This is a genomic window from Candidatus Stoquefichus sp. SB1 (assembly GCF_001244545.1).
Lineage (GTDB): Bacteria > Bacillota_I > Bacilli_A > Erysipelotrichales > Coprobacillaceae > Stoquefichus.
On the sequence record NZ_LN852695.1, the window covers coordinates 774,575 to 799,414 of the forward strand.

Annotated in this window: 15 protein-coding genes; 12 read left to right on the forward strand and 3 right to left on the reverse strand. The window is 30.6% G+C overall.

What is annotated here, in order from left to right; genetic code table 11:
• Positions 1 to 2 precede the first annotated feature (2 nt).
• The 6 genes from ilvB (at position 3) to BN1865_RS11845 (ending at position 10,388) form a co-directional block, all read left to right on the forward strand.
• Positions 3 to 1,679: a biosynthetic-type acetolactate synthase large subunit gene (gene ilvB, locus BN1865_RS11820; RefSeq protein ID WP_050637442.1), complete on the forward strand. Its 1,677-nt coding sequence runs from the start codon at positions 3 to 5 to the stop codon at positions 1,677 to 1,679.
• 656 nt (positions 1,680 to 2,335) lie between these two features.
• Positions 2,336 to 3,889: an SWIM zinc finger family protein gene (locus BN1865_RS11825; RefSeq protein WP_050637443.1), complete on the forward strand. Its 1,554-nt coding sequence runs from the start codon at positions 2,336 to 2,338 to the stop codon at positions 3,887 to 3,889.
• A 43-nt stretch (positions 3,890 to 3,932) separates the two neighbouring features.
• Positions 3,933 to 4,667: a MurR/RpiR family transcriptional regulator gene (locus BN1865_RS11830; RefSeq protein ID WP_050637444.1), complete on the forward strand. Its 735-nt coding sequence runs from the start codon at positions 3,933 to 3,935 to the stop codon at positions 4,665 to 4,667.
• 130 nt (positions 4,668 to 4,797) lie between these two features.
• Positions 4,798 to 6,681: a PTS 2-O-a-mannosyl-D-glycerate transporter subunit IIABC gene (mngA, locus tag BN1865_RS11835; protein WP_050637445.1), complete on the forward strand. Its 1,884-nt coding sequence runs from the start codon at positions 4,798 to 4,800 to the stop codon at positions 6,679 to 6,681.
• Between the two features lie 15 nt (positions 6,682 to 6,696).
• Entirely contained in the window at positions 6,697 to 9,267 is a 2,571-nt protein-coding gene (gene mngB, locus BN1865_RS11840) for a mannosylglycerate hydrolase (RefSeq protein WP_050637446.1), read from the forward strand.
• A complete protein-coding gene (locus BN1865_RS11845; RefSeq protein ID WP_050637447.1) occupies positions 9,264 to 10,388 on the forward strand; it encodes a glycerate kinase in 1,125 nt (374 codons plus the stop codon). The genes mngB and BN1865_RS11845 overlap by 4 nt, the downstream gene beginning before the upstream one ends.
• A gap of 647 nt (positions 10,389 to 11,035) precedes the next feature.
• Here the strand turns inward: BN1865_RS11845 and BN1865_RS11850 are convergent.
• The 3 genes from BN1865_RS11850 to BN1865_RS11860 all read right to left on the reverse strand — a co-directional run bounded on the left by BN1865_RS11850 (position 11,036) and on the right by BN1865_RS11860 (position 13,297).
• Complete coding sequence (locus tag BN1865_RS11850; protein WP_050637448.1) at positions 11,036 to 11,830, reverse strand: MurR/RpiR family transcriptional regulator; 795 nt, start codon at positions 11,828 to 11,830, stop codon at positions 11,036 to 11,038.
• A gap of 64 nt (positions 11,831 to 11,894) precedes the next feature.
• Positions 11,895 to 12,461 (reverse strand): RDD family protein, encoded by a 567-nt coding sequence (locus BN1865_RS11855; protein ID WP_050637449.1) that lies wholly within the window; start codon positions 12,459 to 12,461, stop codon positions 11,895 to 11,897.
• A gap of 116 nt (positions 12,462 to 12,577) precedes the next feature.
• A complete protein-coding gene (locus BN1865_RS11860; protein WP_050637450.1) occupies positions 12,578 to 13,297 on the reverse strand; it encodes a glucosamine-6-phosphate deaminase in 720 nt (239 codons plus the stop codon).
• Positions 13,298 to 13,479: 182 nt separating this feature from the next.
• Here BN1865_RS11860 and BN1865_RS11865 point away from each other — a divergent pair, with 182 nt between their 5' ends.
• The 6 genes from BN1865_RS11865 to BN1865_RS11890 all read left to right on the forward strand — a co-directional run bounded on the left by BN1865_RS11865 (position 13,480) and on the right by BN1865_RS11890 (position 24,667).
• Complete coding sequence (locus BN1865_RS11865; protein WP_050637451.1) at positions 13,480 to 14,850, forward strand: PTS sugar transporter subunit IIC; 1,371 nt, start codon at positions 13,480 to 13,482, stop codon at positions 14,848 to 14,850.
• Positions 14,851 to 15,089: 239 nt separating this feature from the next.
• On the forward strand, positions 15,090 to 17,120 hold the full coding sequence (locus BN1865_RS11870; protein WP_050637452.1) for a BglG family transcription antiterminator: 2,031 nt from the start codon (positions 15,090 to 15,092) through the stop codon (positions 17,118 to 17,120).
• A 2-nt stretch (positions 17,121 to 17,122) separates the two neighbouring features.
• Positions 17,123 to 17,572, forward strand: coding sequence for a PTS sugar transporter subunit IIA (locus tag BN1865_RS11875; protein WP_050637453.1), 450 nt, complete (start codon positions 17,123 to 17,125; stop codon positions 17,570 to 17,572).
• The gene (locus BN1865_RS11880; RefSeq protein ID WP_050637454.1) at positions 17,572 to 18,618 is read left to right on the forward strand and encodes a PTS fructose transporter subunit EIIC; all 1,047 of its coding nucleotides are present in this window, start codon (positions 17,572 to 17,574) and stop codon (positions 18,616 to 18,618) included. The genes BN1865_RS11875 and BN1865_RS11880 overlap by 1 nt, the downstream gene beginning before the upstream one ends.
• 13 nt (positions 18,619 to 18,631) lie before the next feature.
• Positions 18,632 to 18,943, forward strand: a complete 312-nt coding sequence (locus BN1865_RS11885; protein WP_050637455.1) for a PTS fructose-like transporter subunit IIB — start codon at positions 18,632 to 18,634, stop codon at positions 18,941 to 18,943.
• A gap of 132 nt (positions 18,944 to 19,075) precedes the next feature.
• Positions 19,076 to 24,667, forward strand: a complete 5,592-nt coding sequence (locus tag BN1865_RS11890; RefSeq protein ID WP_050637456.1) for a GH92 family glycosyl hydrolase — start codon at positions 19,076 to 19,078, stop codon at positions 24,665 to 24,667.
• The last annotated feature ends 173 nt before the right edge of the window (positions 24,668 to 24,840 follow it).

The following is a 24,840-nucleotide window of genomic DNA, read 5'->3' on the forward strand; positions in this document are numbered from 1 at the left end:
CTATGGAAATGAAAGGATCAGATATTGTTGTTGAGTGTTTACTTGAACAAGGGGTTGAAACTGTGTTTGGGTATCCTGGTGGCACAATTCTAGAAATCTATGATAGTTTATATAAATATCAGGATAAGATTAACCATGTCTTGACTTCTCATGAACAAGGGGCTTCACATGCGGCTGATGGTTATGCACGTGCAACTGGTAAAGTTGGAGTTTGTATGGCAACGAGTGGTCCTGGAGCAACAAATCTTGTCACAGGTATTGCTACAGCACAAATGGACTCAATTCCACTTGTTGCGATTACTGCCAATCAGGCAGTTTCATTGCTAGGAAAAGACAGTTTTCAGGAAGTAGATATTGCTGGAGTGACAATGCCAGTAACAAAACATAATTTCATTGTTAAAAAAGTAGAAGACTTGGCACCAACAATTCGTAAAGCTTTCCAAATTGCAAAAGAAGGAAGACCAGGAGCTGTCCTTGTTGATATTACAAAAGATGTGACTTTAGCACATTGTGAATATGTACGAACAGAACCAGAAAAAATTGAAAGAAGAAGTTACACATATCCAACATCAACAATTAAACAGGCTATTGAAATGATAGAAGCCAGTGAAAAACCATTTGTTTTTGTTGGAGGCGGTGCTGTTGCTGCTAATGCTTCTGTTGAATTAAGAGAATTTGTTGAGAAAATTGATGCACCAGTTACAGATTCATTGATGGGAAAAGGTGCTTTTGATGGAACAAATCCTCGTTATACAGGAATGTTAGGAATGCATGGAACAAAAGCAAGTAATCTAGGTGTTTCTGAATGTGATTTATTAATTGTTGTTGGGGCAAGATTTAGTGATCGTGTTACAGGAAATACTAAGAAATTTGCAAGACATGCGAAAATTATTCATATTGATGTTGATGCAGCAGAAATCAATAAGAATGTTGTTGTGGATTTAGGTATTGTTGGTGATGCAAAAAGTGTTCTTAGTGCACTTAATTTGTTGTTAAAACAACAAAACCATCCACAATGGTTAAAAGAAATTAGAGCCTTAAAAGATCAATATCCATTAACATATAATCCTGATATTTTAACAGGTCCTTATGTTATTGAACAAATTGAAGCTTTAACTGATAATAATGCGATTATCTGTACAGAAGTAGGTCAAAATCAAATGTGGGCTGCTCAATATTATCATTATAAAAGACCACGCCAATTTATTTCGAGTGGTGGACTTGGAACAATGGGTTATGGTTTAGGAGCATCAATGGGTGCAAAATATGCAAAACCTGATCAGTTTGTTTTTAATATCGCTGGTGATGGATGTTTTAGAATGAATATGAATGAATTAGCCACTGCATCTCGTTATAATGTCCCTATTATTGAAGTTATTTTAAATAACCATGTTTTAGGGATGGTTAGACAATGGCAAACTTTATTTTATGGTAAACGTTATTCAGCAACGATTTTAGATGATAAAGTTGATTTTTGTAAAGTTGCTGAAGGTTTAGGATGTAAAGCTATTAAGGTCACAACAAAAGAACAAGTTGTGCCAGCACTTCAAGAAGCAATGGATCATAATGGACCAGTTGTGATTGAATGTGTCATTCAAGAAGATGATAAAGTATTCCCAATGGTAGCACCTGGTGCAGCTATTGATGAAGTCTTTGATCAAGATGACGTAAATGAATAATTGAAAAATGGTTGATGATGAAAATCATCAACCATTTTACATTTCTAATAAGAATTTAGAAGTGTCAGTCAATATGTTTGCTGAAAGCATTTGATAATAAGTTGCGCTGTGCTATAATATGAGTACGGAAGTCTTCAAGGATTAAATGAATATACATGTCTGATATATCTATTTGAGGTTCAGATACTGAATCCACTGATCAGGTCAATAGGACATAAATTAAAGCAGCTCAGATACAGAAGGACAAGACTGCTTCATAGAATAGAAAAGCTTGAAAAGAGGATGAAGCAGATTTGCTTTCATAAAAACAGGTATATGAAGATAACGGGAAGAAGTCAGGGCAGATACTGCAACAATCTGTCCAAGTATGACCATGAAAAGAAGACTTGAAAAAGTTCTTATGAGAAAAAGAGAAATTGAAAATGATGGAAATGAAATTTAGGGCAATCATTATTGCTCTTTTTATGTCTGTTTTTAGCAGTTATCTGATGATAAGTCAAAGTTATTAAGTGTGTTAGTTTTGAAACATAATAATTTTATTAGAAAGATAAAACATAGTTAATTTCATATAAATGAACATAATGAACCTAAAAAACTGTACTATAGTTAAACTCTTTAGTACAATAAAGTAAATTAGGTAAGAGGAGAGATGTATTATGGGGCTTCTTGATATAGCTAGCAGTAGAACTATTAGTAGAGGATTTGATTATTATTTTAATGATTATGTGAAAGATGTTAAACAAATTAATGATTACGAATATGAAGGATATGTCAAAGGAAGTTTAAATGAACCTTATTTTGTTCATATAAATATCAAACATCCTAAAAAATCGTATTGCAATTGTCCTTTTGCTAATGGAAATCGTATTTGTAAACATATGATTGCTTTATATTTCACAGTATTTGAAGATGAGGCAAATGAATATGAAGAATGGCTGAATAGTAGCTATGATGAATATGATGAGTATGACGAATATGAATATGATGATTATTCAATAGAGAATAGTTTTAAAGAACCATTATTTTTTAATCAAGTTTTAGATAACTATCTTGATTCCTTGTCTGCCACTCAACTTAAAACCACACTCAAAGAAATACTTTTAAAAGACAAAGAAAGTACGTATTTTCAATATCTAAAAGATTATTATAAAACATATTTAGGTCAAGATTGTTCTGACTTATATTTCTTAGATTATTTAAATAATAAAATAGAGGAAATAATATCATTTCATGATTATGATTATTATGATTTCTCCCAAAAAATTTTAACAAGAAAAGATAAAGAAAAACTGATCAAGTTATATAATGAAAAACAGAATAGAAGTATTATTGAACAAATGATTTTAAAACCTAAACTCGCAGTTTTTGATGATTATCGTCATATAGTCTTATCATTAAAAAATCAGATAGAGGAAAAGACATTAAAAAATTTTTCAGAATTATTAACTTCTTACTTTGATACACTCAAAAGTTATAGAATTAGAAATACAATTCCTAAATCAAATGTTTTAATTATTCTGGATATGATTAATAATTATTCAATCCATAACCAAGCAGAATCTTTATTAAAAAATGCTAAGTATATAGAATATATAGAATATTTAATAAAGAATTCTATAGATGTTCATTTGTTATATGAAAATTTTATACAAGTTATTCAAAAGAATTATTTTAAAAATAAGGAGTATATACCAGATATATTATTAGCATTTTATGTAAATGATAAAAATAATCAAGAAAAATTCAAACAATATATGATTTATAAATTTTTAGCAAATGGAGATTCAATAAGTTTAAGGTATTTAATGACATGTCATGATTTTTATAAAATATTTGATGAATTAGAATCAAAAATGAAAAATCCTTATTTATTAGCAAAATTATATGCTGGCAGTCATAAAATAGATAAATTATGGTCATTATTAAACCAAGATTATAATCAAAACTATTTATATGAATACGTTGAAGAATTAAAGGATGAGTATCAGGATAAATTGTATGAAATTTTTATAAATCATTTTTATGAGACTTTAAAAGAAGGAAAATCAAGAGAAGTTTATCGAAAAGCAGTTAAAGATATAAAGGTTATTTATAAGTTAAATGATGGTCATCAATTGGTTGATGGCATTATAGAAGATTTAAAGAATTCTAATTATAAAAAATGTGTTGCTTTGTTTGATGAAATCAAAAAAGCATATGAAGTTATTTGAAAGTATTGAAATAAAATAATGGAAAGAAAAGGTAGATAATTGAATGAAATTTGAAGATAGAGTATTAAAATATGAATTTCAATTGAATGATACAGATGATGAAATTATAGACTACATAAGAAAGAATAAGCAGCAAATCAATAAATTATCCATCCAAAAGATAGCAAGTGATCTTTATACAGTTCCTAACTCAGTTATGCGTCTTGCTAAGAAATTAGGATATACAGGGTTTTCTCAACTTAAGGTTTTAATTCAACAAGAAGAAAATGATGAAGATCAAATTGCAAAATCTCAAATTCCAAAGAATGTTATTAAAACAATCGAATTAATAGATTATAATAAACTTTATGATGCTGCTAAGAAAATGAAAATATGCAAAACTATTCATTTCCTAGGAGTAGGGGATTCTTTGTCTTATTGTGAAATGATGGTAAGACATGTGAGGTGTCTGGATAAGCGTGCTGAATATTATCAGAGTTATCATGATATTGATTTTCAATCAAGACATTGTGATAAAAATGACCTGTTGTTTATTATTAGTGCAAGTGGTGAGAATCAAAGGTTAATTGAAGTTGCTAAGGATGCTAAAGAAAGAGGGATCATAACAATTGGAGTGACTCATTTTAGTAAAAACGGGTTGAGTCAGGCTGTAGATATACCATTATATTTCTATGGTGAACCCAGAAAAGTAAATGGTTATAACGTAAATGATAGAACAGGTTTGATGATTCTATTAAGAGAATTAAGTGAAGTTTTTTGGAGAATTTACTGTGTATAAATACACAGTATTTTTTCTTTTTTGGTAAATATGGTGGAAATATAAGGAAATTTCTGTGTATAAATTTGAATATGATATGATAGTCATTGTAAAGAAGACATGTCGAAAAATTGCGAAGAGGAGAGAGAAGATGAAATTATCTGCACTAACAAGTGAATCATTAATTACATTAAATAATGATTTACAAACAAAAGAAGATGTTATTAGGACTTTGATTTCAATGTTATATAAGGAAGGCAAGATTACAGATGAAGAAAAATTTCTAGCTGCGGTCATGGAACGAGAAGAAGTTACACCAACTGGTATTGATTCTGGTTTAGCAATTCCGCATGGGAAGTCATCTGCTGTTAAAGAAGCATCATTTGCTGTGATGACATTAAATAAACCAATCTTAAATTGGGAAAGTGTTGTAGAGACAAATAAGGTACAATATATATTCTTATTAGCCATTCCACAAAATGACGAAGGGTCAACTCAGATGCAACTGTTAGCTGAAATGATGACAAAGATGTCTAATGAAACTTATACAAAGAAGTTATTTGCTTCATCAACAGTTTCTGAGTTTTATCAAAATTTAGATATAGATACAAATCCTCAAGACATTAGAATGTTCGATAAATCTATAGTTGCTGTAACAGCATGTGCTGCAGGAATTGCTCATACTTATATGGCTGCTGAAGCATTGGTAAAAGCTGGACAGGAAATGGGTGTCAATGTATTTGTCGAAAAACAAGGGGCTAATGGTATAGAAGATAGACATACAAATGCTCAATTAAAAAGTGCATCCGCAGCTATTTTTGCTGTTGATGTTGCAGTTAAGGAAGAAGAACGATTCTCACATTTACCAATTGTCAGAACAAAGGTTTCTGCCCCATTAAAGCAAGCTAAAGAAATTATTCAAGAAGCATTGGATAAAGCAGAGAAAACAAAGCGTGGTGAATTTGTGGAACATGATGATAAAGAAGAAAAAGGTTTTGTTGAAACTGTTAAAGAATCAGTTATGACTGGTATTAGTCATGTTATTCCATTGATTGTTGCTGGTGGTATGATTGCTGCAATCTGTGTCATTGGTGCAAGATTGTTTGGATTTACAGATTTATTAACAACTGAAGGAACATGGCTGTTCCAGATTAAAGCAATGGGGAATGGTCTTTTAGGGACATTGATGGTACCAGTATTAGCTGCTTATATGGCATATAGTATTGGGGATAAACCTGCTTTGGCAGCTGGATTTGCTGCTGGGTTGTGTGCAAATATGGTTAATGGTGGTTTCCTTGTTGGAATGTTAGGAGGAATCTTAGCAGGATATACAATCAGATATTTAAAGAAATATATTCCTGCAAAAGGGACATTTGCTGGATTTGTCAGTTTTGTTGTTTATCCAGTATTCTCATGTCTAATTGTTGGAGTCATCTTACTTCTCATTGTTGGTAAGCCTGTTGCATTTATCAATGAAACTCTTGTTAATGTTCTTGGTGGTTTATCAGGTTCAAATGCTGCATTGCTAGGAATTGTTTTAGGAATTATGGTTTCATTTGATTTAGGTGGACCAGTGAATAAAGCAGCTTATGCATTCTGTGTTGCAGCTATGGCAGAAGGTGTACTCATGCCGTATTGTGCATTTGCATCTATTAAAATGGTTTCAGCATTTGCAGTAACATTTGCGACAAAATTTAAAAAAGATTTATTTACACCTGAAGAAAGAGAAGTTGGGAATTCTACTTGGTTATTAGGATTAGCTGGTATTACTGAAGGGGCTATTCCATTTATGATGGCTGATCCGATTCGTGTTATTTTCTCATTATGTACTGGTTCAGCAGTTTGTGGTGCAATTGTTGCTATGTTTAATATTGGATTAGATGTTCCAGGAGCTGGAATTTTCTCAATCTTTGTATTAACGGCTGATAATATGCCTGTGGCTATGTTCGTATGGTTCTTTGCTGCTGTTTTAGGAGCAATAATCTCAGCTGCATTATTAATCATTACAAGAAAACAAAAACTAAAGAAAGTCTAGAGGAAGAAAAAGAAAATGGCAAAACAAGTACATATCGTTCCTCATATGCACTGGGATCGTGAATGGTATTTCTCAGCAGAAGAGTCAAAGTTATTATTAATTAATAATATGGAAGAAATCTTTGAAAGATTAGAAAATGATCCTCATTATCCTACATATACAATGGATGGTCAAACTTCTATATTAGAAGATTACTTAGCGATGATGCCACAAAACAAAGAAAGATTAAAGAAGTTAGTTCAAGATGGCCGATTAATTATCGGCCCTTGGTATACACAAACAGATGAAATGGTTGTTGGTGGTGAATCCATTGTACGTAATTTGTTATATGGATATAAAGATTGTCAAGAGTTTGGTGAATGTATGAATATAGGGTACTTACCTGACTCTTTTGGACAATCAGGACAAATGCCAATGATTCTTAATGGTTTCAATATCTATCGGAGTATGTTTTGGCGTGGTACAAGTGAAAGAATGGGAACAAATAAAACAGAATTTTATTGGAAAAGTGATGATGGAAGTCAAGTTTTAACACAATTATTACCTCTTGGTTATGCAATTGGAAAATATTTACCAACGGACTTTAATGAATTGAAAATACGTTGTGATAAATATATGCCTGTTTTAGATCGAGGAGCATCTACTGATCATATACTGATTCCTAATGGTCATGATCAAATGCCATTACAAAAGAATATTAAAGATGTGATAGAACAACTTCATAACATATATCCTGATAAACAATTCTTTTTAAGTAGTTATGATCAGCTTTTTCAAGAATTAGAAAAGAAAAATGATTATGATACAATTTATGGAGAATTATTGGATGGAAAATATATGCGCATTCATCGTTCTATTTTCTCATCACGTAGTGATCTAAAATCAATGAATACACTACTGGAAAATAAAATGACAAACATCTTAGAACCACTTGCTAGTATTGCTTATTCATTAGGTTTTGAATATTATCATGGGGCTATTGAATTAATATGGAAAGAAATGATGAAAAATCATGCACATGATTCCATAGGATGCTGCTGTAGTGATAAAGTTCATTCTGAAATTATGAATCGTTTTATTATTGTGAATGAAAAAATAGATAGGCTTGTAGATTTTTATAAGAGAAAAATAACAGATGCTATTGATATGAAAATATCATTAGATAAATTAACAGTGTTTAATTTATTGCCTTATTCAAGAACACAAGTCATTGAAGCAGAAGTCACAACAAGAATGAAAGGATTTCAGTTAATGGATGAGACTGAACAGGAAATCTCTTATATTATTGTGCATCAGGAGGTTGTTGATGCTGGTTTAATTGATAGACAAATTGTTCATTATGGAAATTATGATCCTTTTGTCAAATATACAATTCAATTTATTCAAGAGATTCCATCAATGGGATATAAAACTTTCTTTATAAAAGAATCTGAAAAGGAAAAAGAAATCCAAGTCCAACAATGTCAAAATCTTGAAAATGAATTTTATCATATTCAATGTCATTCTAATGGAACAATCGATATTTATGATAAACAAAATAATTATCAATATAACAATGTTCTGTTATTAGAAGATGGTAGTGATGATGGAGATGGATATGATTATTCACCTTTAAAAGATGATTATGTTTTGACATCTCAAGATGTGAAAGCCAATATTTCTATACAAAAAAATGGATATAAAACAACTGCCATTATTGAATATGATTTTGATTTACCACGAGATTTACAGTCAAGGAGATTACGAAAAAAGGATGGTTCTATACATGTTAAATTGAATATAGAGCTGAAAGAAAAAAGTTCTTATATTGATATTCAAGTACATATTGATAATAAGATTAAAGATCATCGTTTGCGTGTATTGATTCCAACGTCTCTTCAAGGAAAGATGAGTGTCAGTGATCATCAATTTGGAATGATGAAACGTCCTGTTTATGATGATGCTATGAAAGTGTGGGAAAAAGAAAAATGGTCAGAGAGACCTGATTCTATTTATCCTATGTTATCATATGCTGCTATTGAAAATAGTCATATTGCTGCTATTACTAATTCTATAAGAGAATATGAAGTGACTGGTCAAGATGATAATACCTTAGCATTAACACTTTATCGTAGTGTAGGCTATCTAGGAAAAGCAGACTTAGTGAGAAGACCAGGAAGACCATCAGGAATTAAAATGGAAACACCAGATTCTCAATTATTAAAAGAAATGACTTTTCACTTTGCATTAACAACATATCAACAAGAAGAAGACTTATCGCTTATTGCTAAAGATTATCTTACACCATTTATTTCTTATCATAAAATGCCATATAATGCTATGAAGTTAAACGATGTTGATTTTCGAACTCCTTATAACTATTCTTTATTCCAACAATTAAATGATAATGTAACATTAAGCACATTAAAAAAAGCTGAAAATGAAGATGCACTTCTTATTCGTGTCTTTAATACAAAACAAGATAATCAATCACTTCTAATGAATATTGCATTAGATCAAAGCGTTAATTTAAATGAAGAATATATACCATTCGATAATGACATTAAACATAATCAAGTGAAATCTTTCTTAATTAAAAAATCATGAAAATTGTTATAGCATGTGATTCATTTAAAGAAAGTATGAGTGCAAGAGAAGCTTGTCATGCAATAGAAAAAGGAATTAGGGCAGTTAATCAAACAGCAGACTGTCTTTGCATTCCTATGGCTGATGGTGGTGAGGGAACAACTGAAGTTTTAATGAATGCTATTGAAGCATTACCATGTTTTGTAAAAGTTCAAAATCCATTTGGGCAAGAGATTGATGCTATATATGGTATGAATAAAGAAGGTGTTGCTATTATGGAAGTCGCAGCAACATGTGGTATTGATTTAATCTCTCGGGAACAAAGAAATCCAACAAAGGGATTAAGTATTGGATTAGGGCAAATGATGAAAGATGCTATACATAGAGGAGCAAAGAAAATTATTATAGGACTAGGTGGTAGTGGGACAAACGATGGTGGTTATGGGATGTTGTGTGCTTTAGGGGCACAGTATTATGATAAAGATAATCAACTTCTTCCTACTGAGTTTACATCTATTCAGAGGATAGAGAGAATAGATTTATCATCGGTTTATCAATTGTTAGATAGTTGCGAGATTGTTGTTGCAAGTGATGTTGATAATGTTTTTACTGGTGAAGAAGGAGCAACTTATATATTTGGTAAACAAAAAGGTGCAAATCAGCAACAGCTTGATTATTTGGAACAATCTCTCATTCACTTTCAAAATATTGTTTTTAGACAATATCATATTCAGTTGAATCGGGTCAAGAAAACTGGCTCAGCAGGTGGAATAGGCGGTGCACTTTATTTGTTAGGAGCTGATATGATGAGTGGTATAGACCTAGTTATGCAAGTCGCACAATTTGAGAAACATATAAAAAATGCTGATTATATTATGACTGGTGAGGGAAGCATTGACTCTCAAACCATTAATGGAAAAACAATCTCTGGTATAGCAAAGATAGCTTCTCAATATAATATACCTGTTATTGCATTTGGTGGAAGAGTAACAGAAGGAGCACAAAATCTTTATGATATAGGTGTTACAGCAATGTTTTCGATTACTAATGAGATAAAAACTTTAAATCAGGCACTTTTAGATGGACAGAAATATTTACAGATAACTTCTAAAAATGTATTTCGGTTGTTAAATAAGCTGTAAGTGATTATTGGTTTGTATTTGATATATTTCTATATGTGTGGATTCCATCTTATACAAGGATGGATGAAACACTTTTTAAATACTTATAATCCAAAAGTGAATTATTTTTAATTTTGGTCAATAGTTATGACTTGATGCTAAGAAATGAAAATTAATCGCATGCAGACTGTTTCTGTTTTGATAGTAGTTAGTTGTATAATCTATATATTAAGCTATACTATGCCAGACAGAAAGGAATCAGCGTAGCATCGTATGTGATGGTTAGAAGAAAAGTGGGGTATAGGGCTATTAGTAAGGAAGTATCAGCAAATCAACAGGCCACAGCTGAAAAGGTGGAGAAACTACAATCAACTAGTTGCAGATTGAGTAATAAAAAATAGTCAGTTCATCATTATAGCTATAATATGAATCAGAGAAAGAGTAGTTGGTTATAGTGATAAAAATGGATTGGTTATTGAAATAAAAAAACTATAAAACAGATTCTTATCATACTTACAGATAATACATTATCTGATAGATATGAGAAACTGAGATATAGTTTTAAACAGAAGGCAAGAAACAATCTTAACTGGCTATAAGTCAGCTAAAATTATTTTATAATTTCTTTTATTTTTGTCAAAAAAAGACATGAAATTATTTTAAGTTTCTTATGATCTGTTTTGTTGAACAAGTGTTGAATATTGAATACAGATTAAATCAGCAATGACAACAAGTGGATAAGGATGACTGGCAAAATCATTTCGACTATGATAACGAATATATGCATCTATATAAGGGAGAGAAATACTAAAATTTGATGTTATCATATATATTTTAGGTTTTGTTTTTAAATTTTTAAAAGGTTTTGTGCGTTGAAAAACACGATCGAAATAAGTTCCAGATTCTGAGAAGATAATAATTAAAGTATCTTCATCAGCATTATTGATATAATCAACCTGATCAATAAACTTGATACAAGTAAAAAGAATTTTACCATTTGTTTGTAAATCATATTGTAAATTCAAAGCAACGTTTTCTGATTGCATATATCCAAAAGCAGCAACTTTTTTATATTGATGTATATCTTTTACCAATTGTTGAATATCATTCTCTATATGACTATTATAGAGGGTTTTTAAATTATCTATAACACTTAAAATATAAGATTTACATAAAGATTGAGATTCAAAGTCTTTAAAATTAAATTTTCCTTTGGCATGTTCATGTTCAATTGCATATTTTGCTATTTGAATTTTTAATGCATTAAAATCCTTTAAACCAATATCTCGACAAAAACGTGAAATACTAGAATTAGAAACATAACAATTTTGAGCAAAATCAGTTAAAGTAAATTCTTCTAAATCATGTATGTTTTCAATAATAAATTTTGCTATTTTATAATTATTAGAATCCTTTGGTTCACTATTGATAGTAGATAATAGAATAATCATCAAATTAAACATTATTTTTCCCTCTTTTCGACATATGATTATATTATATATATCATGAAAATTGGGAGAATACAATTTATTTCTTGATGACAAGTGTATTTGCTATTTTGTCATGAAAAGCTTGTGACATTGGCTGAAAATATGCATAACCAATAGAGATGATTGTAAGAGCATAAGCAATATATTTGAGTGGTGTCACAAAATGTACTAAGCCAAATAATGGCAGCAATTTTCTTAAATATGTTGCGGTTATCACAATCCCACCTTCTAAAATAACAGCGCCAAACAATTCTCTTTTGATCATTGTTAGTAATGTCACGTCATGAGTATCTTGATCAATAACCTGTATTTTACATAATTTCTTTCCTAATGTTTGACCTTTCCATACAAAACTAGGAATAATAACATAATAAATAATACCAATGATAATCGCATATACACCAAGTAATAAACCAATTTGAAAACTATATTCATTCAATTCAAACATATAAGGTTGTAGATAATCATCACCACGAAAATAAAACGTAATAGGAATAACAGCAAGCATGTTGGTTAAATACCAATCTATCACCATAGCAAAAAATCTACGCATTCTTATTTCAATTACATCATATTTATTCATTGTTAATTTTTTATGAGCCATTTTCTTTACCTCACTTTCTGTATGGAGATGAGTATATCAATCTTCATACAAGATACCAATTTATTTCCATAACATCAAAAACTTTTCCAAATGATGGAAAAGTTTTTAAAAAGAGATTAAAGTCTTTTGTAATCTTCCATGTTTAATAAAGATGCTGCTTCTTTATCACAAATGACTGTAAAATTTGGATGAAGTTTTAAGACGGTTGCTGGTAATTCATCCGTAATTGGTGAATCTAAGACTTGTTTTAAAATTTCAGCTTTTTCTTTACCAGTCACAATCATAACCAGATGTTTAACACGCATTAAACTTTTTGGTCCCATTGACAAAGTTACAGGTAAATGTGGTTTCGCTGGATACGTTGGATTAGCAGCGTTTTTTGTTTGACGATCCATAGGATATGTATAACTGTCCATTGGTGTACATCTTGGGCAGTTACTGCAGAAATGTCCATCGAATCCTAAACCGATTAACATCACATCAAGACCACCTGCATCACGAATTTCCTTATCGTATGTTTCCCAATTTTCCATAGTTGTTGTATGAATTCTTTCTTCTGGAATATGGGCATCCTTAAAGAATAATTCTTGCATTTCTTCCCAGTTGGGACCATAAGGTTTATCAAGATATGGTGCTTCATCAAATAAATAGTATTCAATATCTTTGAATTTCTCCTGATCTTTGACATAAGGAATCATCATTTTGTACAAATTGATTGGGGATCTTCCAGCAGTTAAAGAAATATTAACTCTTTTATCCTGCATCATTGTACCTAGTAAAATGTGCATTGCACTTTCACTCATTTTTTGTTCATTTTCTTCAATAATTAATTTCATAAATTTTTTCCTCCTTAGTGTTAAGGATAAGACTCACACAGGCCCTATTATATAGAAGTCAATCATCAAAAAACAATTCATTTCCACAAGTTGGAAATATTTTCGACAATATGGAAAACAGTTGAAATGATGGACTTAACAATCATATAATCATGGTACAGTTCAAGAAGGGAGGAACATTTATGAAATTTATGGAAAGATTTAATGCTCTTGCTGATCGTACACTTGTACCACTTGCAAACAAGTTAGGAAATCAAAGGCATTTAGCAGCTATTCGTGATGGAATGGTTGTCGCAATTCCATTATCTATTTTAGGAGGGGTCTGCTTAATTATTTCAACACCACCATTTAAGCCAGATACTTTACCAAATTGGGGATTCTTTAGTGATTTATTGATGGGTTGGTACAATTGGGCACAAGCCAATAAAGCGATGCTACAATTGCCATACAATATGACAATGGCATTAATGGGGCTGTTTGTTGCATTTGCAATTGCGTATCATTTGGCCAAGAAATATGAAATGCCAACATTAAATGCATCAATTGTTTCAACTGCTGTTTTCTTAATTGTGACATCACCAGTTGTTTCAGCTGTTCCAGCTAGTGTTATGGCAGAAGGAACAGCAGTCACTGATTTATTAGGAATGGCAGGAAATTACATACCTACAACATTTTTAGATGCCAAGGGTATATTCACAGCAATTATTGTTTCGATTGGCTGTGTGGAAATTATGCATTTTATGTTAAAGAAAAATATTCGTTTTAAAATGCCAGAAGGGGTACCACCAGCAATTACATCTTCATTTGATGCAATCATGCCTTTATTTGTTTGTGTCGTTGTTTTCTATGCACTTTCATTATTTGTACAGAATATAAGTGGTGAACTTTTACCAAGTATGATTATGACACTCTTAGCACCAGCAATATCAGGTTTAGATTCTTTATTAGGAATTTGTTTGATTACAATTATTGCTCAGACTTTTTGGTTCTTTGGTTTACATGGCGCTAGTATTACACAACCCATCAGATTGCCATTCATGCAAATGTATTTAGTGGCTAATATTACAGCATTTACTGCTGGTGAACCAGTTGTTCATTTCTTTACACAGCCATTTTGGTCTTATGTCATTACACTTGGTGGCGGAGGAGCAACACTTGGATTATGTATCTTATTGCTCCGTTCAAAATCAAAGGAATTAAAAACATTAGGGAAACTTTCTATTGGTCCAGCAATCTTTAATATTAATGAACCGATTATCTTTGGTTTGCCAATGGTTTTAAATCCATTAATGATGATTCCATTTATCTTTGTACCGGTTGTGAATTCTATCATTGCTTATGGATGTATGGCGTTTAATATTGTTGGTAAAGGAATTATTGAAACACCATGGACAACTCCTGCACCATTAGGGGCAGCGTTGGGATGTATGGATATCAAAGCAGGAATACTAGTGATTGGATTAATACTGTTAGATATATGTTTATATTATCCATTCTTTAAATTGATGGAGAAACAAAAATTAGATGAAGAAAATGGAGTTCAAACAATTTAATATCAATATAAGGATAAACTCACACACACGATAAAACTCTATTTTTAAATAAGATAATCAAAAAAATCTTGATTAGATATTATTTCTATTCAGGATTTTTTTCTATTATAGGTAAAATGGAAAATACATAAAGATATTATGATATGGTGATAGTGAAAATATTTGGAAAAAGTTTTTACAAAATATATATCTATGCAATTCTATAAAAATAGATTATATATAAAGAGAGGAGAATGATTATGCTAAGTGGAAGAATGTTAAAAATATTAGAATATCTTGATAAACATCAGAATACTTCATATAAGGAAATAGCAGAAGATTTAAAAATAAAAGAACGCTATGTAAGATATGATATTGATAAAATTAATGACTATCTGTATTTATGTCATTTTCCTTTGATTGAGAAACAATCAAAAGGAAAGATATTATTTCCAAATATAGATATATCTTTATTAAAGAATGAAGAACATTTCTTTTATTCAGCAAATGAAAGGTTATCTTTAATATTGCTTATTTTATTATATGATGCATCACATTTAAAACTTAATAAATTAAGTGAAGATCTTCAAGTTTCACGTTCAACAATCAAAAAAGATATGAGTGATCTTGAAAAAGAATTATATAAAAAGCAATTAACAATTGAATATACTGATCATTTTGAATTGCATAGTGATTCAAAAAGTATTATGAGTTTAAGAGTTTATGAGCTCTCTAAATACATTTCTTTATTAAGAGATAAAAATATGCCTAAAAATTCATTCCAGGATTATGTATATCACCTTATTATCAGTTATTTTGATAATGTTCCATTGAAAGAACTATTTCAATGGATTGATAAAATCTTAGAAGATAATAATGAAATGAATGATGAAGGTTATCAATTTTTTGCAGCGAATATTATTCTTTTAGCCTATTATATTTTAGGAAATAAAGCATTACCACCAACAATTGGTTTTGATGCTCCCCGAACATTCGAAAAATATAATGAAGAGATTTTAGCTTTTGAAGATATCATTCAACAAGAAATAACTCACTATTATCGAGGAACATTGATAAGACTTTTAGAATATCTAGATAGTAAAGATGGACTTTATGATTATTTGAATCCAACAAAGATTGAAACTATTATGAATGATTTAGTGAACAGAATGTCAGAACTTTTAAATGTAGATTTCTCACAAGATGGAATTTTATTAGAAAGTCTTGCCCACCATCTGCCACCACTTCTTAAAAGAATTCATACGAAAAGATACATGTATCATGATTTAAAGGTTGTTATTCCAGAACAAGATCTTTACATATATGAAACTTTAAAAAGAGCTCTTAAAGATATTGATATCTTAAAAGATTTGAAAAATCAAGATGAAAAAGTTTATCTAGCTGTACATTTTATTGTGAGTATGAATAGATTAAAAGAATCATCTTATAAACATATTATTATTGTTTGTAACTATGGTTATGGAACGTCTGCAATGTTAAAAGAAACACTCACAAGTGAATTTCAGGTTAAAGTCATTGATATACTCCCACATTATAAACTATCATCTTTTGGAGAATTTGAAGACGTTGATTATATTGTTTCAACTTTATCATTAAAGAATACTTTTGGTAAAGTAAATATTGTTGTCAATCCACTTTTGACATCACAGGATTATGCGAAATTAGAAGAAGCGGGCCTAATGAGAAAAAAAGTAAATGTAAATTATCATGCATTAGCAAATAAATTATATTTCTTAGAAAAGTCAGAACGTCAAAAAGTCCTTCATATTATTCAAAATGAACTTGGTTATACTGAGACGAAATTGGTAAAACCCATTTATAAAGTGAGTGATTTATTAAGAATGGAATGTATTCAAGTCATAAATCAGAAAATGGATTGGAGAAAATCAATATATGATAGTGCTGAATTGCTTGAAAATCAAGGAATAGTTACACCTGAATATGGTGAGAAAATTGTTACAGAGATTGAAAGAATTGGTTTTTATTGTGTTACTGATGGATTATTTGCTTTATTTCATGGACGTAATGATGATTATGTTTACCGAAGTGGTATGAGTTTGATTGTTAATAAACAGGATATGATTTTTGATGATAAGATTGTTAAAGTGGTTTTTTGTTTGGCAAGTAAAGATAAAAAAGATCAAATTCCAGCCATGATTTTATTAATGAGAATGATTAAGAATACTGATTTTTTGTTGAGAATTGAATCAGCGGTAACATCAAGTGAAGTTTTAACAATCCTAAAAGAATGCGAGAGGAAGGTTTTATAAACATGAATGATATTATACAAAGTGATTGTATTCTTTTAGAATTGGATTGTCATAGTAAGGAATCTGTCATGGAACAATTGGTATTATGTTTAGAAGAAAAAGGAGTTATATCGCAAGGTGATGATTTTTTAAAAACTCTTTTAGAAAGAGAAAGTATTTTTCCAACATCAATAGGAAAACTCATTGCTATACCTCATGGTATTAGTGAATGTGTTAAACATCCAAGTTTATGTATTGGGAGATTAAAAAAACCAATTTTATGGGATAAAGAAAAAAATGAATATGCTATTTTTATTATTATGATTGCTGTTCCTATTACAAATGAAAATAATATTCATATTCAAATTATTTCTTATTTAATGAGGCATTTAATGCATGATGAATATATTGAAAAACTTTTGATTTCAGATAAACAAGGGATATTAGAATTGTTAAAAGGAGTTGATCAGTGATGAAAAAACATTTCATTGATTTAAAGAGACATCTTTTAACAGGGACTTCTCATATGATACCTTTTGTTGTAGCAGGTGGAATTATTTTTTCAATATCTATTATGCTTAATAAAAGTGCTCAAATACCAACAACAGGAATATTAGGTGATATTTCTCGAATTGGATTAGCTGGTTTGAATTTGTTTATTCCTGTTTTAGGTGCTTATATTGCATTTAGTATTGCCGATCGACCTGGTTTAGCCCCAGGAATGATTGGCGCTTATTTAGCTCAAGAGGTGCAAGCAGGATTTTTGGGAGGTATTATAGCAGGTTTTATTGCTGGGATTGTTGTTAAACAGTTAAAAAAGATTGAATTACCAACAACATTAAAATCGATTGGTACAATTTTTTTGTATCCATTAGGAGGGACACTCATAACTGGTGGGATTGTCATTTGGGGGATTGGAGCTCCGATTGCATGGATTATGCAATGTTTAACAAATTGGCTAGCTCAGTTAAGTGATATTGGGAAAATCCCTTTAGGAATGATTTTAGGAGGAATGACGGCATTTGATATGGGTGGCCCAATTAATAAAGTTGCAACATTATTTGCTCAAACACAAGTTGATAGTTTACCTTATCTCATGGGTGGAGTTGGAGTTGCGATTTGTGTACCACCTCTTGGACTAGGACTTGCGACTCTTCTAGCACCACATAAATATAGTGATGATGAAAGACAGGCAGGGAAAGGTGCTCTTTTAATGGGATGTGTTGGCATTACTGAAGGAGCAATTCCATTTGCTGCAAATGATCCACTAAGAGTGATACCATCAATTGTCATTGGAGCTATTATTGGAAATGTTTCAGCATTTCTATTTGGTGTTTTAAATCATGCACCATGGGGAGGGTTAATAGTTCTTCCCATTGTTGAAAATAGACTTGGTTATATTTTCTCGGTATTGATAGGAGCCATTGTTACAGCTCTTCTCGTTAATTTTTTAAAGAGCAAGAAGATTGATAGAAAAATAGTTGAAGATGATTTTGAAATAGAGTTTGAGCAATTATAAGGGGGAAAATAAAATGAAAATTGTTGGCGTTACATCATGCCCATCAGGTGTTGCACATACATATTTAGCGGCTGAAGCGTTAGTTCTTTCAGGAGAAAAATATGGCATAAAAGTTATTATAGAAACACAAGGAGGCGCAGGAATAGAAAACGAGTTAAGTGATCAGGATATTGAAGAAGCTGCTTGTGTGATTTTATCTAATGATATCTTTATTCAAAAATGTGAACGTTTTATAGGTAAGAAAGTTGTTAAATTCAGTGTTTCTGATATTATAAAAAAATCTGATGCCATTATTTTAAAAATAAAAGATGCTTTCATTGACTAAGAATATTGTAGAAAATTACAATATTCTTTTCTTTATGGTTACTTTTTGTAAAAAAGAATTACAAATATTCTAACTTATAAAAAGGCACATGAAATGCTATTATGACGGTGTAAAAAGAGAGGAAGGGAAAAGATGAAAAAGAAAGTGAAAATTGTAAAGGGATTATTAGCTGGAACATTGTCATTCACTAGTTTTTCGGCGGCTGCTTATGCGACAGTAAAAGATGTATCAGCTGTTGAAAAAGAAAAGAGTTATACCCAATATGTTGATCCATTTGTTTCTACAGAAGTTGATTATGGTCAGTTGTTTCCAGGAAGTGTAGTACCAAATGCTCTTGTGAAATTAAGTCCAGATACTTATCCTCATGATACATTGGATCATGCTGGATATGATTATAAGAAGACTCAGATTCAAGGGTTTTCACATACACGTATTGAAGGTGTAGGAGGGCAAGGTGCTGGTGGAGATGTTTTGATAACACCAACCTATGTACAATATACAGCAAGACCAAATTCAAAAACGCGTGCTATGAGTTATGAGAAGTCAACTGAAGAAGCAAAACCAGGATATTATAAGGCAGAGTTAACACCAAATGTTGGGAAAGATGATAGTGCTAAAGCTGATTCATCAATGGGTAAAATCAAAGCCGAGATGACAAGTGATCAAAGAACTGGATATCATCGATATACATTTCCAAAAGCAGGAAATGTTAATATTATGGCTGATTTAAATTATACATATCATGGAACTGATGTTCGAAATGCAACTTTAGATATTATTGAAGAAAATAATCAAACAACGACTTTAGGTGGTCGATTTAGTGGTAAAAATGTTGGTGGAAGTGGAAAATATACAATGTATTTTTACATGGAAACAAACAAAGCTACAAATAATGTTAAAACTTGGAACGGAAAGAAATTAACTGATAAAAAATCACAAACAGGAAATGATTTAGGAGCTATTTTAAATTTTGATGTTGAAGATAATGAAACAATTGATGTGAAAGTCAGTATTTCTCCAATTAGTGTTGCTCAGGCAAAAATAGATATGCATAATGAAATTGATGATTGGAATTTTGATGCTGTTTATCAAAAAGCAGACAGAGCATGGAATGATGTTTTAAGTAAAATCAAAATTGAAACATCTAAAACAAGTGATCCAACGGGAGAATTAAAACAATTATTTTATACACATTTATATCATATGTTTATGACACCAATGAATGCAACAAGCACAACTGGAACATTTAGAGGAACAGATGGTAAAATTCATAATGCTAATGATTATACACATTATGATTCATGGACTTTATGGGATGATTATCGTAAATATCCAATGATTGGTCTGGTCATGCCAGATGTTTATAAGGATATGGTTAAATCTATTGCTGATGCTTTAGATTATGGGATTGTCACATGGTCTCATGATAAGCAGCCTGTTCCAAATGTTAGAACTGAACATGCAGTTGCATTGTTAGCTGATGGAATCGCAAAAGGATATACTGATATTGATAATCTTGAAAGAGCGTATGAAGAGGCTAAGAAAATTGCAAATAAAGCAATTACAAGTGATGTTGAAAAATTAGGATATTTTGCAAATAGAGTAGACCGAACTGCTGAATATGCGTATGATGACTGGGCGTTATCAATTATAGCTGAAGCATTAGGTAAAAAAGATGAGGCACAATACTATTTAAAAAGATCGTTCAACTATAAAAATATGTTTAGAGCTAATGCCGTACAATCACCATTTAGTGATAAGAAACTTGGTCTGTTATGGAATAAGGATGCTCAAGGAAACTGGCGAACTGATCAAGATCCTTCTAGTTATAATACAGGATTATATCAAGGGAATATGTGGCAATATAGTTTATATGATTCTAATGATATAAATGGTTTAATGGAGTTGATGGGTGGCAAAGAATCGTTGTTAGAATCTTTACAATATTTATTTGGTGAACATGATCCAGATAATGGGAAAGCTATGCAACACAATGCTGCTAATGAAGTTGAATTACATGCTCCATATCTATTCAATTTTGCTGGAAAACCAGCGAAAGCACAATATTGGATTCGCCAGATTTATACTGGAGAAACTTGGAATCAAAACTACGCAAGTGGAGCAACAAAAGAAAAAATGTATAAATTATCTCCAAAAGGTTATTTAAATACAATGGATGATGATGCTGGAACAATGGCTATGATGTTTGTCTCAGCAGCTATGGGTATTTTCCCAATGACTCCAGGGGATCCAACATTCCAAATTGGCTCACCATTCTTTGAAAAAGTATCATTAGACGTTGGTGGTGGAAAAACATTTACAATTGAAGCCAATAATGTTTCTCCAGATAACATGTATATTCAATCCGCTAAACTCAATGGGGTCAACTTCAATCGTACATGGTTAGATTATTCAGAAATTACTCGTGGTGGAACTCTTTCACTTGAAATGAGTGATAATGCTGATACAACATGGGCTCAAGATGGTGTGGCAGCTATTTCTAGTAGTGACACAGTACCTACATCATATTATGATAATGATCCTTTAGAATATTCGAATGCAACATTTGAAGAATCAGTCATTAATGATGGAAGTATTGATCAAAGTATAGAATTAAAAGTTCATGGAACTGAATTTGTAGGAGATGTTCATGAGGATTTGACTTTAACAAATAAGATTGTCATTTCTAATGTTCCAAAAGGACTCATTGCTCATGCAGTAAAAAAGACCACTGATACTCTTGAAATTAACTTTACTGGAAAAGCAGAAAAACATAATTTAACTGATAGTATTAGTAATCTTAAAGTTGAAGTGAATGAAGCAGCAACAAAAGATAAGATAACAAGTATTCGTTCAGTCAAGGATAATTTAAGAATTATGTTTAATGATGACACATTAAATTATTCAAGTACAAAATTAAAAGAGGCTTCAACTGATAATGGAACAATTGTTGAAACATCAACAATTACATTAACTGGTGATGCTCAATTTAAAGGTGCTCATGGTGAAAACTTTGTTAAAACAAATAAAGTTTCATTTACAAATGTACCAGCAGGATTAACTCCAGTTGTAAAAAAGATTGATGCAAAAACTGTGGTTTTAAGTTTTACTGGAAATGCTAAAAAGCATGACTATGATGTTGATTTGGCATTAGAATTTAACGATAATGCATTTGATGGTACAAAAGCAAATGTTATTAAAGGAAGTGCACTTTCAGGTATGAGTCCATTTGTTTTGGATTTCTATAGAGATGAAAGAACAACTCTTAAAAATATGATAGAAGAAGCAAAAAAATTAAATCAAAGAGATTATACAAAGGCTTCTTATCAATCATTATTAGACTGCATTGAAGAATACAAAGGTTTATTAGATCAAGACAAACCAAGTGAAAAAGATATTGAAAATGCAGTGGCAGAAATTAATCAGAAGTTAGAAGAATTAAAAGTTTTGGTTCTTAAAAAAGGAACAATGAGATTAGAAGCTGGTAAAAGTGATAGTTGGTCTGGTAATGGACTGAAGAATGAAGGAGATTATGATCTTGGTGGAACTTATGATGGAGCATGGATTGCTTATGATTCACTTGATTTTGATATTTATGATATTAAAACATTTGATGTTAGATATTCCTCAGCAAGTAGTAGAGTTCCAAATGATTGTACAATGGAAGTTCGTTTAGATGCAGTAGATGGTAAGTTAATTGCAACTGTTCCATTAAAGAATACAGCTTCTGGCTGGGGAACATTTGACATTTCTACAGTTGATATTGATTCATCATTGTTAAAAGGTCAGCATGATGTTTACTTTGTTATGCATGGAACAACTGATGATGCTCATCCATATACAGGTAATATAGATTATATGCAATTTAATGAAGAAAATGTTGTTAAAGAATTGGCAGTTCATAAATTTGAAGCAGAAGCAAAAGATGACTGGAGTGGTGGAACACTTAAAATTGAAGGAACTGATCAAAAGAATTTAGGTGGAACTTATAATGATGCATGGTTAAAATATAATCAATATGATTTTGATCAGTTTAATGAAGGTGAAATTGCTATTCGTTATGCTGCAAATACAAATTGTGGTGATAATGCAAGAGTAGAAGTGTATTTAGATCAGATGGAAGGAACGCCTATTTCTATAATTGATGTTCCCATTACAGGATCTTGGAGTAGTTATGTAGAGGTTTCAAAAACTTTGAGTAATGATATTACTGGAAAACATGATATTTATTTTAAATTAAAAGTTGATTCAGCTCGTAGTAATTATGTTGCTAATATTGATTGGTTTGCTTTAAAAGAAAAGACTTTAGAGTTAAAGAAAAATAAATTAGAAGCTGAAGAAAGAGATGATTGGAGTGGTGGAAATCTTAAAATAGAGGGTGATGTTCAAAAAAATATAGGAGGAACTTATAACAATGCATGGTTAAAGTATAACCAAATTGATTTTAGTAACTTACGACTTGGAGAAATCGCAATTCGCTATGCTGCAAATACAAATTGTGGTGATAATGCAAAGGTAGAGTTCTATCTTGATGATATGGAAGGAATTCCTCTTTCTACAATTGAGGTTCCTATTACAGGATCATGGAATAATTATGTAGAAGTTTCAAAAGAATTAACAAAAAAAGTTACTGGAAAGCATGATTTATATGTTAAATTAAAGGTTGACCCAGCACGTAGTCATTATGTGGCTAATATTGATTGGTTTGAATTAAGGGAAACAAATACTGTTGATAAAACGAAATTAAACGATTTATATAAAAAATCTGTTGTCATTCTTGATAACAGAGATATGTATGAACGTATAAGTTTTGAAAGAGTAAAAAGTTATTTAAATGAAGTTGAAGATATTCTTGATAACAAATCAGTCACACAAACTGAAATAGATTATGTAATGAGTAAATTACAGAAATCATTAGATTTATTAGAGTATCAGATTATTAGTGACTTAGACGAATTAGTTACAGAGTTAGAAAAGGTATCTGGTGATTACACAAAGACAAGTTGGGATACGCTTCAATCAGCAATAAGTGTTGCTAAGAATATAAAAAAAGGTAGTGATTATTCAGTTTATAAAACAGCATATGATAAGCTTATCAATGCAAATACTCAATTGACATTATTGAATAGAGATATCTTAAAAGCAACAATTCTAAGAATGGAAACAGTGAATGTGGATTTGTATAAAGAAACGCATAAAGCTGACTTTGTAAATACTTTAAAAAATGCACAAACATTGATAAATGAAAAATTAATAGAACAAACAGATTTAGATAAAATGACTGAACAATTAAATGCAGCTTACTCAGCATTAGAATTAAAAGTTATTTATACTGAATTAGGTAATTTAATTGATTCAACAAATCAATTAAAAGAAGCACATTATACAAAAGAGAGTTGGGAAAAACTTCAAACTATCTTAGAACAAGCTAGAAAAGTCTATAATAATTCTGAAGCTTCACAACAAGAGGTCAATGATGCTGTAGATAAATTAGAAGATGCAATAAAACAGTTGGTAAAAGTTCCTGATGTAAATGTTGACCCAAAACCTGATGATAAACCAAATATACCAAATATGGGAGATAAGCCTCATAATGGTAACATAAATGATATGAATAATCCTCAAACTGGAGATCAAATAAATATCATTTACTTTATAGGATTAATGGGATTATCTTTATTGTCTACTTTACTTATTTGTAAAAGAAAGAAAATTGAAAAGTAAAATGAAGAAGGAAGAAATATTATCTCTATATTTCTTCTTTTGATTTTCTTTAGAAATTCTTTGTCAAATATTCATAGTATTTCCATATAAATATGATAAGATTAAATAAAATTTTGATTAAAAAATTGTATTCAAAGGAAAAATATGAGAAATAGAACTATAAAAGTAGGTGT

What these genes read in the sequence shown, in the direction of transcription:
- BN1865_RS11875 (WP_050637453.1), top strand. Translation starts at nt 17,123, where the DNA reads ATGAATGATATTATACAAAGTGATTGTATTCTTTTAGAATTGGATTGT.
- mngA (WP_050637445.1), top strand. Translation starts at nt 4,798, where the DNA reads ATGAAATTATCTGCACTAACAAGTGAATCATTAATTACATTAAATAAT.
- BN1865_RS11855 (WP_050637449.1), bottom strand. Translation starts at nt 12,461, where the DNA reads ATGGCTCATAAAAAATTAACAATGAATAAATATGATGTAATTGAAATA.
- BN1865_RS11885 (WP_050637455.1), top strand. Translation starts at nt 18,632, where the DNA reads ATGAAAATTGTTGGCGTTACATCATGCCCATCAGGTGTTGCACATACA.
- BN1865_RS11890 (WP_050637456.1), top strand. Translation starts at nt 19,076, where the DNA reads ATGAAAAAGAAAGTGAAAATTGTAAAGGGATTATTAGCTGGAACATTG.
- ilvB (WP_050637442.1), top strand. Translation starts at nt 3, where the DNA reads ATGGAAATGAAAGGATCAGATATTGTTGTTGAGTGTTTACTTGAACAA.
- mngB (WP_050637446.1), top strand. Translation starts at nt 6,697, where the DNA reads ATGGCAAAACAAGTACATATCGTTCCTCATATGCACTGGGATCGTGAA.
- BN1865_RS11860 (WP_050637450.1), bottom strand. Translation starts at nt 13,297, where the DNA reads ATGAAATTAATTATTGAAGAAAATGAACAAAAAATGAGTGAAAGTGCA.
- BN1865_RS11880 (WP_050637454.1), top strand. Translation starts at nt 17,572, where the DNA reads ATGAAAAAACATTTCATTGATTTAAAGAGACATCTTTTAACAGGGACT.
- BN1865_RS11850 (WP_050637448.1), bottom strand. Translation starts at nt 11,830, where the DNA reads ATGTTTAATTTGATGATTATTCTATTATCTACTATCAATAGTGAACCA.
- BN1865_RS11845 (WP_050637447.1), top strand. Translation starts at nt 9,264, where the DNA reads ATGAAAATTGTTATAGCATGTGATTCATTTAAAGAAAGTATGAGTGCA.
- BN1865_RS11865 (WP_050637451.1), top strand. Translation starts at nt 13,480, where the DNA reads ATGAAATTTATGGAAAGATTTAATGCTCTTGCTGATCGTACACTTGTA.
- BN1865_RS11870 (WP_050637452.1), top strand. Translation starts at nt 15,090, where the DNA reads ATGCTAAGTGGAAGAATGTTAAAAATATTAGAATATCTTGATAAACAT.
- BN1865_RS11830 (WP_050637444.1), top strand. Translation starts at nt 3,933, where the DNA reads ATGAAATTTGAAGATAGAGTATTAAAATATGAATTTCAATTGAATGAT.
- BN1865_RS11825 (WP_050637443.1), top strand. Translation starts at nt 2,336, where the DNA reads ATGGGGCTTCTTGATATAGCTAGCAGTAGAACTATTAGTAGAGGATTT.